Origin of the sequence: Streptomyces sp. NPDC051452 (assembly GCF_044454765.1) — a bacterium.
GTDB lineage: Bacteria > Actinomycetota > Actinomycetes > Streptomycetales > Streptomycetaceae > Streptomyces.
Genome location: NZ_JBITEB010000001.1, coordinates 1,148,725 through 1,165,522, shown reverse-complemented (window position 1 = coordinate 1,165,522; position 16,798 = coordinate 1,148,725). Strand labels below are relative to the sequence as shown.

General features: G+C 70.1%; 14 protein-coding genes and 1 pseudogene. 4 read left to right on the top strand and 11 right to left on the bottom strand.

Features of this window, described 5'->3' with window-relative positions; all coding sequences use genetic code 11:
• Positions 1–96: 96 nt before the first annotated feature.
• Positions 97–288: a hypothetical protein gene (locus ACIBA9_RS04945; RefSeq protein WP_399359895.1), complete on the bottom strand. Its 192-nt coding sequence runs from the start codon at positions 286–288 to the stop codon at positions 97–99.
• A 421-nt stretch (positions 289–709) separates the two neighbouring features.
• A complete protein-coding gene (locus ACIBA9_RS04940; RefSeq protein ID WP_399359894.1) occupies positions 710–1,306 on the bottom strand; it encodes a TetR/AcrR family transcriptional regulator in 597 nt (198 codons plus the stop codon).
• A gap of 66 nt (positions 1,307–1,372) precedes the next feature.
• Between ACIBA9_RS04940 and ACIBA9_RS04935 the strand changes: the two genes are divergently transcribed.
• The gene (locus tag ACIBA9_RS04935) at positions 1,373–2,251 is read left to right on the top strand and encodes an SDR family oxidoreductase (protein WP_399359893.1); all 879 of its coding nucleotides are present in this window, start codon (positions 1,373–1,375) and stop codon (positions 2,249–2,251) included.
• Positions 2,252–2,314: 63 nt separating this feature from the next.
• On the opposite strand, the gene ACIBA9_RS04930 is transcribed toward ACIBA9_RS04935, so the two are convergent.
• Entirely contained in the window at positions 2,315–2,545 is a 231-nt protein-coding gene (locus ACIBA9_RS04930; RefSeq protein ID WP_399359892.1) for a hypothetical protein, read from the bottom strand.
• Between the two features lie 177 nt (positions 2,546–2,722).
• Entirely contained in the window at positions 2,723–3,049 is a 327-nt protein-coding gene (locus ACIBA9_RS04925; protein ID WP_399359891.1) for a winged helix-turn-helix transcriptional regulator, read from the bottom strand.
• Between the two features lie 161 nt (positions 3,050–3,210).
• Between ACIBA9_RS04925 and ACIBA9_RS04920 the strand changes: the two genes are divergently transcribed.
• A complete protein-coding gene (locus tag ACIBA9_RS04920) occupies positions 3,211–4,068 on the top strand; it encodes an MBL fold metallo-hydrolase (protein ID WP_399359890.1) in 858 nt (285 codons plus the stop codon).
• Between the two features lie 18 nt (positions 4,069–4,086).
• Here ACIBA9_RS04920 and ACIBA9_RS04915 read toward each other — a convergent pair whose 3' ends face one another.
• Entirely contained in the window at positions 4,087–4,650 is a 564-nt protein-coding gene (locus ACIBA9_RS04915; protein ID WP_399359889.1) for an IS5 family transposase, read from the bottom strand.
• Here ACIBA9_RS04915 and ACIBA9_RS04910 point away from each other — a divergent pair.
• Positions 4,598–5,068 (top strand): annotated as a pseudogene (locus tag ACIBA9_RS04910) (hypothetical protein); the annotation flags it as partial. The gene ACIBA9_RS04915 and the pseudogene ACIBA9_RS04910 overlap by 53 nt on opposite strands.
• 42 nt (positions 5,069–5,110) lie before the next feature.
• Here the strand turns inward: ACIBA9_RS04910 and ACIBA9_RS04905 are convergent.
• From ACIBA9_RS04905 to ACIBA9_RS04885, 5 genes are all read right to left on the bottom strand, one after another.
• Positions 5,111–6,211 (bottom strand): hypothetical protein, encoded by a 1,101-nt coding sequence (locus ACIBA9_RS04905; RefSeq protein ID WP_399360027.1) that lies wholly within the window; start codon positions 6,209–6,211, stop codon positions 5,111–5,113.
• A gap of 826 nt (positions 6,212–7,037) precedes the next feature.
• On the bottom strand, positions 7,038–9,251 hold the full coding sequence (gene tkt / locus ACIBA9_RS04900) for a transketolase (RefSeq protein WP_399359888.1): 2,214 nt from the start codon (positions 9,249–9,251) through the stop codon (positions 7,038–7,040).
• Positions 9,252–9,405: 154 nt separating this feature from the next.
• Entirely contained in the window at positions 9,406–11,073 is a 1,668-nt protein-coding gene (gene tal, locus ACIBA9_RS04895; protein WP_399359887.1) for a transaldolase, read from the bottom strand.
• Positions 11,074–11,450: 377 nt separating this feature from the next.
• Entirely contained in the window at positions 11,451–12,779 is a 1,329-nt protein-coding gene (lysA, locus tag ACIBA9_RS04890) for a diaminopimelate decarboxylase (RefSeq protein WP_399359886.1), read from the bottom strand.
• 14 nt (positions 12,780–12,793) lie between these two features.
• Complete coding sequence (locus ACIBA9_RS04885) at positions 12,794–13,120, bottom strand: SAV_915 family protein (protein WP_399359885.1); 327 nt, start codon at positions 13,118–13,120, stop codon at positions 12,794–12,796.
• A gap of 317 nt (positions 13,121–13,437) precedes the next feature.
• On the opposite strand from ACIBA9_RS04885, the gene ACIBA9_RS04880 reads away from it, so the two are divergent.
• Positions 13,438–14,004, top strand: a complete 567-nt coding sequence (locus ACIBA9_RS04880) for a universal stress protein (protein ID WP_399359884.1) — start codon at positions 13,438–13,440, stop codon at positions 14,002–14,004.
• A 200-nt stretch (positions 14,005–14,204) separates the two neighbouring features.
• Here ACIBA9_RS04880 and ACIBA9_RS04875 read toward each other — a convergent pair whose 3' ends face one another.
• Entirely contained in the window at positions 14,205–16,667 is a 2,463-nt protein-coding gene (locus tag ACIBA9_RS04875; protein WP_399359883.1) for a SpoIIE family protein phosphatase, read from the bottom strand.
• Positions 16,668–16,798: the final 131 nt, after the last annotated feature.

The following is a 16,798-nucleotide window of genomic DNA, read 5'->3' as shown; positions in this document are numbered from 1 at the left end:
GGTCCGCGCCCCTCACAGGTGCGGTCTGGAAGCGCCCGGCCTCGCGCTGTGGGCTCGTCACGATCGTTCAGGCTGCAGGGGTGTCGTAGAGGCGACCTAGGTGACGGTGATGTCGACGTCGCCGGTGTGGATGCCGGTGAGGATGGTGGCGATGCCGTCTTCTACCTCGACCAGGCCGTTGTGCCGGCGGGGCAGGTCGGGGCCGACGGAGCCGTCCTCATCGCTGATCCTGAACTGGTGGTAGTGCACAGGCACGAGTCGCTGCCCGTGTGTGGCCGGCTCGGTCATGGCACGTCCCGGATACTCCGCGGTGACTAGTTCCTGATCCAGATGAGGAACTTATCCGGTTGTAGAGGCAGCCGTTAGTGAGAGCCTTGCCGCCGTCTGGGGCGCCGCCGGTGGACGCGGCCTGCCAGGTGGAGGCGAAGGGGTACTCGTCGCATTCCTTGCCCGCAGGACGGTGCCGGCTGGACGGGCAGCCTTGCTACGGTTGCCCTTGATCTTCGCCGTGTCTGTCAGGCGCGTGCCGGTCGGCCGGCAGCGGCAGGCGACGGCTCGCCCCAGGCCGACGCACGTGACGGGCTTACGGCTCCGGCACCGTGGGCCGCCTTCAGCTGGGTGCCACAGGCGGCATCCGCCTGGGCGGCAGTGGTCTTCGGCGTGATGACCACCGGAGCCGGCGCGGCCGGCCGGGGCCGGCTTCGGCTTCTCACCGTAGTTGGTTGAATGCCTGGTCGGCATCGGCTACGGCCTCGGGGTGGACGTCGCGAGCGGTTCGACCATCGGCGATCTTCTGCCAGTTGGCCCGGGCGAGCACCCGTTGTATCGCGAGTACCTGGGCGGCTCGCAGGCGTGCCTGGATGCCTTCGCCGAGGGCGTCCGCCAGTGCCTCTTCGTCCTCGAGTTGGTATCGCGTGAGCCGTCCCGCCAGGCTCGGTGTGGTGAACACCAGCCGATGGAACGCCACCACCTGCGGATGGTCGTTGAGGCCGGTGACAGGGTCGAAGCGGTCGAGCGCGGCCCGGAAGTGCCGGCGCAGCGCCGTCACCGGCTTGATACCGGACGCGCGGCCATGTACGACGCGGGCCGCCTCGCCCTGGTGGTCCGCGAACCGGTGCAGTACCAGGTCCTCCTTGGTGGGGAAGTACCGGAAGAGGGTCGGCTTGGAGATCTCGGCGGCCGCGGCGATGTCGTTGACCGAGACGCGGTCGAAGCCGTGCTCCAGGAACAGCGATACGGCCGCGTCGGCGATGGCGTCGCGCGTCCGCTCCTTCTTGCGGGCCCGCAGACCCGTCGGCTCGCTCATTCGACCACCATAACATCAAGCATGACCGGGTTGCTTTTTTAACCGAGTAACGTTTTCATGGGCGGCATGAGTCAGACAGACAGTCCCCCCGTGCTCGTGACCGGGGCGACGGGCCGGATCGGCCGCGTCGTCATCGACCAACTCCTCGACGCGGGCGTGCCGGTACGCGCCCTCACCCGTCGTCCGGAGGCAGCTGCGACGCTGCCGGCGAAGGTCGAGGTCTTCACCGGCGACCTCACCGCGCCCGACTCGCTCGACCCTGCATTGAGCGGCGCCGGCGCGGTCTTCCTCGTCTGGACCGCTCCGCCTCGGACCGCCGCCGAAGTCGTGGCGCGCCTGGCATCCCATGTGCGTCGAGTCGTCTTCCTCTCCTCCCCGCACCAGACGCCGCACCCCTTCTTCCAGCAGCCCAATCCGATGGCGGACCTGCACGCCGACATCGAGCGACTCATCGCGGCAACCGGACTCGAGTCAACGATCATCCGGCCGGGGATGCTCGCATCGAACTCGCTGGCCTGGTGGGCGCCCGCGATCCGCGCGGGCGAAGTCGTCCGCTGGCCGTACGGCGCCGCCCAGACGGCACCGGTCGACGACCACGACGTCGCGGCCGTCGCGGCTCGGACGCTCTACCAGGACCGATACATCGGAGGGGACTACGTCCTGACGGGTCCCGAATCGCTCACCCAGGCCGCGCAGGTGGGCCTCATCGGCGATGCCCTGGGGCGCCGGATCGCATTCGAGGAGATGACACCAGACGAGTTCCGCAGTCTGTCAGAGGGCACGGCGCCCTGCTCTGTCGTCGACATGCTGCTCGCCGCGTGGAGCGCGACGGTCGGACAACCCGCCTACGTCACCACCGCGGTGCGCGACATCCTCGGGACGGCGCCGCGGACGTTTGGCCAGTGGGCCGCCGACCACGCCAGCGCGTTCACGAAGGATTCGTAACGACGTCAGTGGTGCGGATTCCGTGGGAGCCTGCTGGGCGAGGTACCCCTGGACGGTGGGAAATCACGGTCTGACGGCCGTGGCCGGCGGCCAGTCGTCGATGTCCCGCCAATCGTCTTCGCCGCCGACGTGCACGCACACCCTGGTGAGACGGAGGCCGCAGGGATCGGCGCGCTCGAAAGTCTGGTCGCCCAGCGCATCGTGCCATCCGGTGATCAAACTGGTCGGCACATTCAGCCACTTCGCCACCGCCGCCAACGATGCACCGTGCCCGTACGCGTCCTTGGCATCCACGTGCGACATCACGTCGTCCGGCCAGGGCACCTCGCCCCCAAGGGCGGACACATACGCCCCCGCGCGGCGGCTGCGCGGTGATGACATCACGCAGACGCCGCCGCAGACGCCGCGTCGCCCGCTGCACCACCATCGCCTTCAGTTCCGGCGGCGGGTCCACGGCGAGTGCCCACTGCACTAGAGGCTGTCTGATGGGTATGCCGATTGGCCGCGGGTGTCCTGCCGTTGCGCGGTGCCCCATTCCCACATACTGCGCACCACCGGCTCCAGTGCCCGGCCCTGCGCCGTGAGCGTGTAGCGGACTCGTGGAGGCCAACCGGGGGTGCGGTGGCGCTCGATCACGCCCGCGCCGGTCAACTGGGCCAGCCGGTCGGAGAGGACCTTGTCCGAGAGGGCGGGCAGGGCGGCGGACAGCTCCGAGTACGTGGCCTGGCCACGACGTAGGAATTCGCGGAGCAACAGGGGCGTCCATCGGCCGGCCAGCGTGGCGAGGGTGATGTCCACGGGGCAGTGCGGCTGGTGGCCTGGCGGAACAAGGTCGCTGGGGGGACAGTCCGCCAGCGGGCCCCGGTCAACCGGCCGTGTGTGTCCGACCGTTTGGTGAGTCACGGCAGCGCTTCCTAACGTCTCGTGTGAACAGTCGCCAGCTTCTCTCGGGGGTCCTCATGCGTATCCATCACCTGAACTGCGGCTCTCTCCGGACGATTCCCCTGCTCGGCGAGGAACGCCTCACAGGTGCCGCGGCCGGTCAACTGGCCACCGTGTGCCACTGCCTGCTCATCGAGACGGACTCGGACGGGCTGGTTCTGGTCGACACCGGCCTTGGTACCGCCGACCGGCACGACCCCGAAGGGGCACTGGGCGCGGAGTGGGTGGCCTATGCCCAGCCCGCACGGCGCCCCGAGGAGAGCGCGCTGCGGCAGATCATTCACCTCGGCTACGCACCGCGGGACGTGCGGCACATCGTGCTCACCCACCTGCACCGCGACCACACCGGAGGGCTCCCGGACTTCCCAGCCGCACGGGTGCACGTGCACCCTGCCGAGTACTCGGCCGTCACCGACTCCGCGGACCCGCACCACCAGCACAGCCTCGACCGCTTCATGCCGGCCCACCGGGCCCACGGCCCACTGCTGACGCCCGCCGTCGCGGAGGAGGGCGCACGGTGGTTCGGCTTCCCGGGAGTGGCACGTCCGCAGGGACTGGCCTGCGAACTGTTGCTGGTGCCGCTGCCGGGCCACTCGGCAGGCCACTCGGGCGTCGCCGTGCGCGACGAGGCCGGAAGGTGGCTCTTGCACGCGGGCGACGCGTACATGTACCACGGCGAGATCGAGCAGACCCCACCCCTGTCCCACCCCGCCTTCGCCCCGATCCAAGACGGAGCCCAGACCGACACCGAGGCCCGCGTCGCCACCCGCGACCGGCTCCACGCCCTCCGCCGTGACCACGGGGACCAGGTCACCGTCTTCAGCGCGCACGACCCCTGGGAACTCGGTCGTTTCGCCACGCCCACCGGCGCGTGATCCCATCCCGGTTGACCGTCAACGGAGCCGCAGACGGAACGCGGCGAGGGTCACCGTGCCGTGGAAGACATATGCCCGCTTCTCGTACCGGGTGGCGACGGCTCGGAAGCCCTTGAGCGCCAGGAAAGTCCGCTCGACCTCGTTCCGGCGGGCATACCGATGACGGTCAAAGCCGGTCGGCCGACCCCCACGACTTCCGCGACGTCGACGGTTGGCCTGCTGGTTCTTCGGCTCGGCGATGGTGTGCTTGATCTGGCCCCGGCGCAGATAGCGCCGGTTCCTGCGGGAGGAGTACGCCCGGTCGCCACCCAGGTGGTCAGGCCGGGTGCGTGGGTGGCCGCCGAGGCGGGGAACGCGGATGCGGTTCAGGACCGGGATCATCTGGGGCGCGTCGCCCCACTGCCCAGGTGTGATGAGCAGAGAGAGCGGACGGCGGCGGCCCTCGCCAACCAGGTGGATCTTGGTTGTCAGGCCGCCCCTGGAGCAACCCAGTGCCTCATCCCTCCGGTGCTGGACGGGTCGGGTCCGCAGCATCGACTCCACCACGGCGCTTGCCCACCACGATGCCGCGGGGATGCACATGAGTGAGGACGTGCTCACCTCCCTGGAGAAGGCCGCCGCTGAGGAGGAGAAGGCCAGGTCAAAGGGGGCGGCCACGAAGAACAAAGCGGACGGGATGTCTAAGCTGATCCCGAGCGGGAGGAGCGAAGGCGCGTCCGTCGTCGCCGGATGCTCCGGCTGAAGGCTGCCCTCCTGGGACGCTCGCGGGGGAGGCAGACCAGCAAGGTCCACCTCGCCGCCGACCGCAAGTGCCACCAGAAGGCGGATCAGGCAGCCAACCGTAAGAAGAAGGGCGCGTGAGGCGGCCGGCCCGTCGCCCACGACGCCGACCTCTACAAGGAGAGGAACACGGTCGAACGCCTGAGCAACAAGCTGCTATATCGCTGGACTCCACCTCCGAGCGTCGATGATCTGGGTCAAGGACCTCACACGAAACGCCCCCGCCCAGGGGCAGACAAGCAACCCCAGGGGGGCCGATGCCTCACCCGTCGAACTCGGACCAGCGGAACCCGTGTTCCAGCAGCGGTGTCAGGGTCCCGCGGTGAAGAGCGCTGAAGCCCACGATTGCCTCGTCTTCATCGCCGCTGACCTGGGCGAGCAGTCCCGGCGCCGCGAAGAACCTCTCGGCCGCTCCGGTTGGCATGAATGGACTCAGAGGTACGGGGCGCAGCAGGTTCCACAGCGCGTCAAGGCGCGCGGTCGGCATGCAGTACGTGCGAGCGCCGTAGGGGGCGCCACTCATGGCTCCGTTGAGGGTGAACTGCAAGAGGAAGCGACTCAGCGGTTCCTCTTCAAGGGTCGTCTCCGGGTTCGGATCGTCGGGGTCTTCGGTGAACCACACGCGGGGATCGGCCCCGTCGGGCGTATGAAGGGGCCAGGGGACGGACCAGTCCTTCCCGGCCCCGTTCCACATGGCGAAGACCAGCCGGTCGCCCAGCGGCCCGGAAGCACGCCTGGGCTCCTTCAGCACTGGGTCAATGAATCTGTGAATGGCCGGACGGAGGCGGGCCAGGCGGTGGAAGGCGGCCAATGCTTCTGGCAGGTTGTCCAGTTCGTTTGCCGTGGTCTCGTCGGCAGCCGACTGCGCTTCGGGAAACCAGCCGAGGACGAACGACTCCAAGGCCCGGATCGGATCTGATTCCACGAGGTCGATCCAGTCCACGCCTGGCAACGGCCCGGGTGAGGGGACTGGCCGGACCGCATCCAGTGTCTCGCGGGTCAGCGGCTGGATGAGCCTCAGTTCGGCGCGGTTGAAGTTGGCCGGCGCCGACGGCATCGCCCTGCACTGGGCGATGCCGAGCGGGAGGCAGCCCTCTTCCAGTCGCGCGAAGACGTGAATGGGCAAAGCACCCCGGAACTCGAACCGAGAGTGGAGCTCCGGAATCCGATCCCCGCGCAGAAGCACCCAGACGGAGTCCTGGACGCCGCTGACCTTGGGATTGTCCCCAGACTCGACGATGACGACGGTTGCGTCAGCTCCCGCCCCGATCAAGGCCGGCCCCATTGCGTACCGAAGGAGGCCAGCTCCAGCGACAGACAGGGCCGTTTCCTCGGTGATCAGGGACGGAGGCGTTCGCAACATGCCGTCAGCCTATCCATGAAGGCAGACAGGGCAGATTGATCGGGACCCGATACAGGCCCTAGCCCAGGTAACTGGGGCCGACGGTCCCCAGTGTTCCGTTGGACCAGCACGCTCACCCAGCCGTAACGGCTCGGGTGCGGCCCTCCCGGCGCCGAAGTCGGTTCTTGTCGGCCAGGTTCCACAGATGCACAGACGTCCGGTCCTCGGAGACCGCGTACCACGCACCGTCCCCCGCGGAGCGGGCGGGTCCGTCATTCCATGTGCGTCGACCAGCCCGTGGCGGGCCGTGCCATGCCGGGCGTCGCACTCGGAGGTCCCGGCGACGATGGTGTCCTGATCTACGAAGGCCGCGTCGTAGTCCCAGTGCACCCTGTCCTCTCCGGTGTTCCGCGGGTGCGACGGCCCCGTGCCCTTGGCGTCCAGTTCTCGCAGAAGCGAGCCGTCCTCCGCCCGACTGACGGCGACTGAGTCGCGTCGGCGTAGAGGTGGTCCTTGTCGGTCGCGTATTCGCCGAAGGATGTGTGCAAGAGGGTGCAGCCGCCGTACCAGCAGCCATGCCGCACCTCCCAGCGCGTCGTACCGGCCGCCTCCACCGAACGCACCGCGTGCACGCCGGCGAACACCGCGGCATCCCGCTCCGGCGACACCGTGACCGAGCCGAAGTGGCGCGGCCAGGGCGCCGGGAAGCGGACCTCGGAGCTCGACCGGCGGGGAACGCGTCCACATCCAGGGCCACCACTTCGGTGTCACCACGCTGCACGAGAAGCCTGTGGTCGGGCCAGTGCAGGACCCGCGGGGCCTCCGAGGACGCCGGGTCGTGCGGGGACTACGGGCGGTCGCCGGTGCCTCCTTCGGTGGGTGCTGATGTGTGCTGGTGGCCGCCGGGGCGGACTGTGTGCTGAGCGTCGTCGATGCTGTCACGGGCAGCGGCGGCGACCGCTTCGGGAGTGATGCCGAACTCGGTGTAGAGGCGCTGGTAGTCGGCGGAGGCGCCATAGTGTTCCAGGCTGACGACCCGCCCGGCGTCCCCGACGATCTCGCGCCATCCCTGTGCCACAGCGGCTTCGACGCTGACGCGGGCCCGGATGGAGGGTGGCAGCACGGAGTCCTGGTAGCTCTGCGGCTGGGCGGCGAACCACTCTCGGCACGGCATCGACACCACACGCACCGCGACGTTCTCCGCGGCCAGCAGTGTGCGGGCTTCCAGGGCGATCTGGACCTCGGATCCGGTGGCGACCAGGATCACCTCGGGTGCTCCGTCGACGGCGTCCGCGAGGACATAACCGCCGCGGGCCGCTTCCCGGGCCGGGGCGTATTCGCCGTTGCCGCGGTCCAGGACGGGCAGGTTCTGCCGGCTCAGGATCAGGCCCGCGGGCCGGTCGGTGTGCTCCAGGATCGTCTGCCAGCAGGCGGTGGTCTCGTTCGCGTCGGCGGGCCGTACGACATCGAGGCCGGGGATGGCGCGCAGCGCGGCGAGCTGTTCGACGGGTTGGTGGGTGGGACCGTCCTCGCCCAGACCGATGGAGTCGTGGGTCCAGACGTAGGTCGCGGGCAGCTGCATCAGGGCGGCCAGGCGTACGGCGGGGCGCATGTAGTCGGAGAAGGTCAGGAAGGTGCCGCCGTACGGGCGCGTGAGGCTCTGCAGGGCGATGCCGTTGAGGATCGCGCCCATGGCGTGCTCGCGGATACCGAAGTGCAGGGTCCGCCCGTAGGGGCCGCCCTTCCAATCCTTGGTCTGGCGGTCGGCGGGCAGGAAGGACGGCTCGCCTTCCATGGTGGTGTTGTTGCTTCCGGCCAGGTCGGCCGATCCTCCCCACAGCTCCGGCAGGACCGGAGCGAGCGCACTGAGGACCTTGCCGGAAGCGGCTCGGGTGGCCATTCCCTTGGCATCGGCAGGGAAGACGGGCAGCACGTCGGTCCAGCCGTCGGGCAGTTCCTGCTTTCGCAGCCGGTCCAGCAGCGCGGCGCGCTCGGGATTGGCCTCCTGCCAGGCCGCGAACGTCTCGTCCCATGCCGCGTGCGCTTGCCGGCCGCGCTCAGCCGCTTTCCGGGTGCGGGCCAGGACCTCGTCCTCGACGGTGAAGTGAGCGCCGGGATCGAAGCCCAGCAGCTTCTTCGTGGCCGCGACCTCGTCCTCGCCCAGTGCGGAACCGTGGGCCTTGCCGGTGTTCTGCTTGTTCGGGGCGGGCCAGCCGATCAGGGTGCGTAGCATGATCAGCGACGGGCGGTCCGTCTCCTCCCTCGCGGCCCGCGTGGCGGCCAGCAGCGCGTCGACGTCCTCGACGTAACTGCCCGTGCCGGTCCAGTCGACGGTCTGCACGTGCCAGCCGTATGCGGCGAAACGGGCCGGTACGTCCTCGCTGAAGGCGACATTGGTGTCGTCCTCGATGGAGATGTGGTTGGAGTCGTAGAAGACGGTCAGGTCACCGAGTTTCTGGTGCCCGGCCAGGGAGGCGGCCTCGCTGGTGACGCCCTCCATGAGGTCGCCGTCGGAGGCGATGACATAGACGTGGTGGTCGAAGGGGCTGGTGCCCGCCGCCGCGTCCGGGTCCAGCAGTCCGCGTTCGCGGCGGGCCGACATGGCCATGCCGACCGCACTGGCCAGCCCCTGGCCCAGCGGCCCGGTCGTGATCTCCACTCCGCGGGTGTGCCGGTGCTCGGGGTGGCCGGGAGTGGCGGAGCCCCAGGTCCGGTACGCCTCCAGGTCCGACAACTCCAGGCCGTAGCCGGCCAGGTAGAGCTGGATGTACAGGGTCAGACTGGAGTGCCCGCAGGACAGCACGAACCGGTCCCGTCCCAGCCACTGGTCGTCCTGCGGGTCGTGCCACATGACGTTCTGGAACAGCAGGTAGGCCAGGGGGGCGAGGCTCATCGCGGTGCCCGGGTGCCCGTTACCGACCTTCTGCACCGCGTCGGCCGCCAGCAGCCGTACGGTGTCCACCGCCCGCACGTCGACCTCGTCCCAGCCCGTCTGCTCCGCTACCGGGAGCGCCAAGGATTTGTCGCGTCCTGCAATGCCGTCGGGCTGTTCACTCGCCATGCCGTTGCTCCTTCGTCAAGCCGCTGAGCGGAAGTCAGCAGAGCGCCCGTACCAGGGGCCTTGTCTCTGCGGTCCGCGCGAGGTGCGTCGTTTTCGTCGGCAGCGACGGTCCCTTGCCCTGCCATGAGCGGGCGAGTGACCGTCACTGGGTCGATCAGCTGGTGGGCGTGGTTCGGGGGTCGAGCGCGCGGCTGGCTGCCGCGACCCGCAGCTCCTCCAGGGCTGAGCTCTGGCGCTCCGCGCGTTCCAGCAGGGCGTCCATCTGCGCGGCGTCCAGGCGTCGTTCGGTGCCGGCCAAGGCGCGCAGGGTGCGCCAGGCCGCTGCCTTGGCCAGGACGCCCGTAAGCATCGCCTCCGTTTCCAGGACATCGCTGAGCGGTGAGCGGGAGAAGAGGTGGCCGTTGGTCTTCAGGCGGCCGGCCTTCTCCGCGACCCAGCCCAGGGCGGCCTTGGTGCGGTCGACGGACACGTCCAGATCGGTCATGATCTGCGCCAAGGCGTCGCGGTCCTCCTCCACCTGGCGGACCAGGTCCGTCAGAACCGCTTTTTCCTCTTTGTCCTTCCTGGCGCCGGCGGCGCGCTGGAAGAGTTCCAGGCCACCAGTCGCACCGGCGTAGTGGTCGTTCAGGTAGATCGCCAGCAGGCCGACGCTGTTCGAACCACTCGAACCACTCGAACCGCCGTCCGCGGACCTGGCCGTCGGTCCGGTGGCAGAGCGCATCCCGCCTGCCACCGAGGCCCCGAGCTCAGCCCAGCTGGCCTCGAACTTCTCCAGCCCCTCACGTTCCAGGGTGTCGGTCACGTCCGCGAAGTCGACACCGGCGTCCTTCAGCGACACGAGGTGGGCCGCGGCGGCGGCGTAGTCCTCGGCAGTCGGTGCGTGGCCGGGCACGGTGCCGTGATCGGCGAACGCGGTCAGCGTAGTGCCTGGCATGGTGTTGACCGTACCCGCGATGACCAGGTCGCTGACGTACATCGTGTCCGGGTAGTCCGGGTTCTTCACACCGGTGGACGCCCACAGCGGGCGCTGGACGTTCGCCCCGGCTGCGGCCAGGCGCTGCCAGCGCGCCTCGGCCACCACCTGCTCGTACGCCCGATACGCCAGCCGCGCGTTGGCGATCGCGGCCTTGCCCTTGAGCTCTCGGGCCTGCGGGCTGTCCAGGGCGTCGAGGCGGCGGTCGACCTCGGTGTCGACGCGCGAGACGAAGAAGGAGGCGACCGAGTGGATGCCCGACAGGTCGATCCCCGCTTCCAGGGCCTGCTCCAGGCCGGTCTGGTAGGCATCCATCACCTTGCGATACCGGTCCAGGGAGAAGATCAGCGTGACGTTGACGCTGATACCACGGGCGGTGGCAGCGGTGATCGCGGCCAGTCCCTCGCCAGTCGCCGGAATCTTCACGAACAGGTTCGGTTCACCCACCGTCTCCCACAGCTTCACCGCCTGCGTGAACGTGGCCTCGGCGTCACGGGCGACCCGTGGATCGACCTCGATCGAAACCCGTCCATCCACACCGCCGCTGCTCCGGTAGACGTCTCGAAATGCCCTGCAGCCTTCGCGTACATCGTCGGTCGTCAACGCGAGGACCGCATCGTCGACGTCCGCACCTTGCGTCTCGAGCCGGCTCAGCTGATCGACGTAACGGTCACCTTTGGACAGCGCCGATGCGAAGATCGTGGGATTCGTGGTGACCCCGACGACGTGCTTGTCGGCGATCAGTTCCTTCAGCCGACCACCGGCCAGTAGTTCGCGGGAAAGATCGTCCAGCCAGACCGATACCCCGGCGGCGGACAGTTCAGCGAGAGGATCGGTCGAAGGGGACACAGGCATGCAATACCTCCAGGTGGAGCAGTGTCGCCGCCTCGAAAGGCCGTGCGAACCCGCCCGCCCGGAAGCGAGCAGGTGGCAGCGGCGCCTGCTGGGGACGGGGTATCCACACTCGGCCGCCTGAATCATCGAACCGAGGGAGCGAACCGGCACTCTGCCTGATGAGGGCACCGTCGCCGTGCTACATCGACGACGACGGCTACCGGGACGGTGTCGACACCGGCCACTGTCCCGCCCGGCGCGGCCTGGCTCTGGTGATGTGGGTGCGTTCCGGTCGCTGTGTGGCGGGAGGCAGGCGTGCGCTTCCCTGCATGGCCCGGGCGGGGCGGTCGGCATGGTGAGGGAGGACCGGCCCACCCGGGAGTCATCTGGGGCTACAGGCCCACGTCGCGGCTGCGGATGTCCTCCAGCGATTCGCGGCGTACGAGGAGGCGGGCGGAGCAGTCGCGCACGGCGACCACCGGCGGGCGGCCGACCAGGTTGTAGCCGGAGGCCATGGACAGGTGGTAGGCGCCGGCCACGGGGACGGCGAGCAGGTCTCCGGGGCGTACGTCGGCGGGGAGTTCCGCGTCGGCGGCCAGGATGTCGCCCGCCTCGCAGTGCCGGCCGACCACGGTGATCCGGGTGGGTTTCGCCGTGCTGTGCCGGCCGATCAGGCGCGGCGTGTACCGGACGCCGTACAGGGCCGGGCGCGGGTTGTCGCTCATGCCGCCGTCGACGGCCACGAACACATGCCCTGCGGCGTGCTTCACGGACAGGACGCGGTAGACGGCGATGCCGGCGGGGCCCGCGATGGCCCGGCCCGGCTCGATGATCAGCCGGGGAACGGGCAGCCCGGCCGTCGTGCAGGCGTCGGCGAGTTCCGCGCGGACCTTGCGGGCCAGTGCCGTCAGGTCCAGGGCCGGCTCACCGGGGCGGTAGGCGATGCCGTGGCCACCGCCGAGGTCGAGTTCGGGCAGGACCAGGCCGTGCTGTTCGCGCAGGCGGGCCATCAGGCCGACCATGCGGCGCACGGCTACGAGGTACGGCTTGACAGTCGTGATCTGGGAGCCCAGGTGGCAGTGCAGGCCGGTGAGTTCGAGCTGGGGCTGGTCGAGGATGCGGGTGATGGCGTGCTGGGCGTAGCCGTCCGCGATCGACAGGCCGAACTTCTGGTCGTCCGTTCCGGTACGGATCTTCTCGTGTCCGCCGGCGCTGATCCCGGGCACCACACGCACCATCACCTTCTGGTGCCCGTCCGGCCCGACGGCCGCCGCCAGCCTCGCGATCTCCGAGGGGCTGTCGATGACGATCCGGCCGACGCCCAGGCGCAGCGCGGTGTCCAGGTCGCGCGGCGACTTGGCGTTGCCGTGCAGCACGATCCGCTCGGCCGGGAAGCCGGTGGTGACGGCCAGTTCGAGTTCACCGGCGGAGCAGACGTCGAGGCCGAGGCCCTCCTCGGCCGTCCAGTGGGCCATGGCCCGGCACAGGAACGCCTTGGCCGCGTACACGATGTCGGCGTCGGGGAAGGCGCCCCGGTAGGTGCGGCAGCGGTCGCGGACCTCGGCCTCGTCCAGGACGTAGACGGGGGTGCCGAAGCGGTCGGCGACCTCGGCGAGCGGTACGCCGCCCACGGCGAGGTCGCCTGGGCGGGGCTCCGTGGTGGAAGCGGGCCATACCGCCAACTCAGCGGTTGGAGTGACGGGTTCGTGAACCGTGGTCATCGTGTCCTCCCCTTTCAGGCTGCGAACGCCGGTGTCGGTGCGGGCATCGGCCTGGGGGGCGGGGCGGTGAACTGCGGGTCCACCGTGACGGTGGTGACACCGAGCGGGGCGGCCAGCGCCCGCAATGCGGGCTCGGCGAGGCGGACCCACGCCTGGTCCGGTCCGAGCGTGGCGGTCAGGCGGAGTGCGGAGGTGAAGCCGACGGCCGTGCGGTCGCCGAGCGGGGTGCGGAAGAGCCGGGCCGCACAGCCGGAGGGGCCCGGCCGGACCGGGACGTACAGGGGTCCGGCCGGGGACGGATCGGAGGGCTCGGGGTCTTCGCCGTAGCGGAGTTCTGCCATGAGGGGTCTCCCGATAGGCAAGGAGCATGGGATCTGGGTGCCCCGGACGCGGGGAGGCGGACCGGGGCTCGCCCTCGACGGTATGCCCCGTGTTCCCGGGTTCCGGACGTGCCCTGACGGGATGCTGATGGCGATGGGGACGACCTTGACGGGACGCTGACGCCCTGGCCAGAGGGCGCGGAAAGGGACGTCAGAAGCGTGCCAAGAACTGGCGTACAGACTGTTCGAAAGCCTCGGGCAGAGGTGAGATGCAAGCGGTTCCGAGAAGGATCGCCGGCCCGGAAGCCGCCGCCGGCGCGCGCAGAACGGTGAAAGCGATGTCCGATTCCCGTCCGTCCTCAGCAGCTCGTTTCGTGGTGGGAGTGAGCGGTTCGCCGGGCAGTCTCACCGCCTTGTGCCGGGCGGCCGAGGAGGCCCGGCGCCGAGGAGCGGAGCTCTGGCCGGTGCTGGCCTGGGAGCCGCCCGGCGGGGATCCTGCCGCCCGGAGGTTCCCGGCCGCGGCCGTCATGGTCGAGGAGTGGGACCGGCTGGCGCGGGAGCGGTTGCTCAAGGCGCTGTGCGATGTGTTCGGCAGCACGGACACCGGGGTGCTCGGGCAGGCCCTCGTCGTACGAGGCGCCCCCGGGCCGGCTCTGGTACGGGCAGCCGGCCGGGAGGGCGACATCCTCGTGGTCGGCGCGGGCGGCCGTGGCCGACTGCGCCGTGCGCTGTGGCCGTCGGTCAGCCGCTACTGTCTCGCCCGCGCCACGTGCGCCGTGCTCGCGGTTCCGCCGTCGCCGCTGCGGGCAGCGCTGGCAGCCGTGCACCGGAGGAACGCCTTGCGGCTGCCGCTGGACATGGAACGTCTTCAGCGCGAGTTCGAGACCGTGCCGCCGGACGCCTGATCTCCTCAGTGGACCCCGCTCCCCCGGCGGACTGTATATGACGGCGTTCTCTACGACGTTGGCCGCGGCCCGCTCCAGTAGGCCCCGGTCGGCCTCACCATCGGCACCGTCTCGGGGATGTCCGGTTCCGCGTGTTGCCGACCCGCTGGCACGTCCGTGCCCTGCTCAGGTCGTCCGTGAGGTCCCCGCCCCCCGATGGCTCACCGTGCGCCGCTCCTGGAGGGCAGGTCCTGTTCGGCCCAGACGATCTTGCCGTCCATTGCGCAGCGGGAACCCCATCTGCGCGAGAGTTGGGCGACCAGGTGGAGGCCGCGACCGTGCTCGTCGAGCGTGCGGGGATGGCGGGGGCGTGGCTGGCCGGTGTTGCTGTCGGAGACCTCGCACGTCAGCACCCGGTGCTGGATGAGCCGCAGGCGGTTGGGGCCGTCGCCGTGGCGGATGGCGTTGGTGACCAGTTCGCTGACGATCGTCTCCACGGGCGTCACGAGCGACTCAAGACCCCATTCCCTGAGCTGACGGGCGGCCAGGCGCCGGGCTGTCGTGACGATGGCCGGTTCGTTCCGCAGATCCCAGGAAGCGACCTGGGTGGGCTCGAGCGCGCGGGTCCTGGCAAGGAGCAAGGTGACATCGTCGGCCGATGTGTGGTTCCGCGAGGTCTCCATCACTCTTGAGCACATGTCCTCCAGGGACGCACCGGGATGTGCCAGGGCGGCGCCCAGGCGGTCCAGGCCGACGTCGATGTCCTCGTCCCGGGACTCCACCAGCCCGTCGGAGTAGAGGGCGATCACACTTCCCTCGGGCAGTTCCAGTTCCACGGACTCGAAGGGAACCAGGCCGAGACCGAGGCCAAGCGGGGCTCCGGCGGGCAACTCGGGGGCGGTGACCCGGCCCTGTGCGTCGACGATCAGGGGCGGTGGATGCCCGGCGCGCGCCATGCTGCACCGCCGGGTGACCGGGTCGTAGACGGCGTACAGACAGGTGGCGCCGACCACCGCCGGGGCCTGGCCGGAGTCGTCGGCGTCCTCGTCGTTCAGCCGCCGGACCGTGTCGTCGAGGTGTGCCAGCAGTTCGTCGGGGGCCAGTTCCAGGTCCGCGAGCGTGCGCACGGCGGTGCGCAGCCTGCCCATGGTCGCCGCGGCGTTGATGCCGTGTCCGACCACGTCGCCGACGACGAGGGCCACCCGGGCCCCGGACAACTCGATCACGTCGAACCAGTCACCCCCCACGCCGTGGTCCATGTCGGCCGGCACATAGCGCGAGGCGATCTCGACGGCTGCGCCGCCCCGCACCCGGTGGGGCAGCAGATCGCGTTGCAGCGTGAGGGCGGCGGTGCGTTCACGGGCGTACTGGAGCGCGTTGTCCAGGCAGAGCGCCGCGCGGGTGACCAGCTCCTCGGCGAGGAGCAGGTCGTCCTCCTGGAACGGCGTCTGCTCCACGGAGCGGCCGAAGAGCGCCAGTCCCAGCACGCAGCGCCGCGCACGGATGGGGACGACCATCAAGGAGTGGACGCCGCTGTCGCGTACCCTCTGCGCCCGTACCGGGTCGTGGTCGACCCAGGGGCCGGAACGGGTGTCCAGCACGGGCTCCAGGTAGGACCGGCCCGTGCGTACGGCGGCGGTGAACGGCGAGTCCGGGTGGGCGTGGACCACTTCCTCGCGCACCCACGGCAACTCCAGGACACCCAGGTCGACTGAGGCCACACCGGCACGGCGCATCAACTGCGGACGGCCGCTCATCGTGCCGATCCGAGCCGACGGCTCGACGCCGGACGGAACAGACTCCACCAGATCGACCAGGGCGTGGTCGGCCAGAAGGGGTACGGCGAGTTCGGCCAGTTCCTGCCCGGTCCGCATCACGTCGAGGGTGCTGCCGATGTGCGTGCCGGCCTCACTGAGGATGGCGAGGCGCTCGCGGGCCCGCCGGTTTCCGGTGACGTCCACGGTCATGGAGCACACGCCCAGAGGCGTGCCGTCCGCGCCCTGGAGGCAGAAGAACGAGGCCGAGAACGCGTGTTCACGGCGCCGGTCCGCCGGCGGCCAGGCCCGGTACTCGTGCACCCTCGTGGCCCCGCTCTCCAGGACCTGCCGCATCACCACCTCGAGCGCTTCGGCCTCGACGGCGGGCAGCGAGTCCTTCAGACCACGCCCGAAGCGCCGGTGCCGAGGCACGCCGTCGTGACGCTCCATGGCGTCGTTCGCATAGACGCAGCGCAGCCGCGGGTCATAGACGACGATGCCGATCGGAGCGCGGGTGAGGAGCGACTCGCGCACCGGCCCTCCGGCCGTTCCCGAGGACAGGGAACCTATGTCCGTGACGGAGACCAGCCACCGGGTGTCGGCGTCGGGCCCATACAACGACGAGACTCGCAGGGTCATGCTGAGCGTGTGGCCGTCGCGGTGGCGTATCGCCGCGTTCCCTGACCAGCCACCTCGCGCCCGGCACTGCGCGGCGAAGGCCGATGCCCTCCGTACCTCCCCGGATGGCGGCAGCACGTGCGCGGCAGACCGTCCCACCACCTCGTCGGCCGCGTAGCCGACGAGCTGCTGCGCGGCCTGCGTCCACCCCACCACGATTCCCCCCGCATCGAGCATCGCGATCGCGGCGTCGGGCGTCTCTCGCGGGCTCACCGGTTCGGCGCGGGGGGTGGGCTCGGTGTAGGTCATCGCGGTTCATCCCATCGTTGCGGAGGTGAAGAGAGCGTCGGCGCGGGGCGCGGCGGCTCTGTGTGCAGCGGTGGTGAACGGCGTTGTCCGGTTGAGCGGCACACGTGGGGCATGGCGCCATATCCGGCATT

What these genes read in the sequence shown, in the direction of transcription:
- ACIBA9_RS04920 (WP_399359890.1), top strand. Translation starts at nt 3,211, where the DNA reads ATGCGTATCCATCACCTGAACTGCGGCTCTCTCCGGACGATTCCCCTG.
- ACIBA9_RS04935 (WP_399359893.1), top strand. Translation starts at nt 1,373, where the DNA reads ATGAGTCAGACAGACAGTCCCCCCGTGCTCGTGACCGGGGCGACGGGC.
- ACIBA9_RS04880 (WP_399359884.1), top strand. Translation starts at nt 13,438, where the DNA reads ATGTCCGATTCCCGTCCGTCCTCAGCAGCTCGTTTCGTGGTGGGAGTG.
- ACIBA9_RS04940 (WP_399359894.1), bottom strand. Translation starts at nt 1,306, where the DNA reads ATGAGCGAGCCGACGGGTCTGCGGGCCCGCAAGAAGGAGCGGACGCGC.
- ACIBA9_RS04905 (WP_399360027.1), bottom strand. Translation starts at nt 6,211, where the DNA reads ATGTTGCGAACGCCTCCGTCCCTGATCACCGAGGAAACGGCCCTGTCT.
- tkt (WP_399359888.1), bottom strand. Translation starts at nt 9,251, where the DNA reads ATGGCGAGTGAACAGCCCGACGGCATTGCAGGACGCGACAAATCCTTG.
- ACIBA9_RS04885 (WP_399359885.1), bottom strand. Translation starts at nt 13,120, where the DNA reads ATGGCAGAACTCCGCTACGGCGAAGACCCCGAGCCCTCCGATCCGTCC.
- ACIBA9_RS04875 (WP_399359883.1), bottom strand. Translation starts at nt 16,667, where the DNA reads ATGACCTACACCGAGCCCACCCCCCGCGCCGAACCGGTGAGCCCGCGA.
- ACIBA9_RS04945 (WP_399359895.1), bottom strand. Translation starts at nt 288, where the DNA reads ATGACCGAGCCGGCCACACACGGGCAGCGACTCGTGCCTGTGCACTAC.
- lysA (WP_399359886.1), bottom strand. Translation starts at nt 12,779, where the DNA reads ATGACCACGGTTCACGAACCCGTCACTCCAACCGCTGAGTTGGCGGTA.
- ACIBA9_RS04915 (WP_399359889.1), bottom strand. Translation starts at nt 4,650, where the DNA reads ATGTGCATCCCCGCGGCATCGTGGTGGGCAAGCGCCGTGGTGGAGTCG.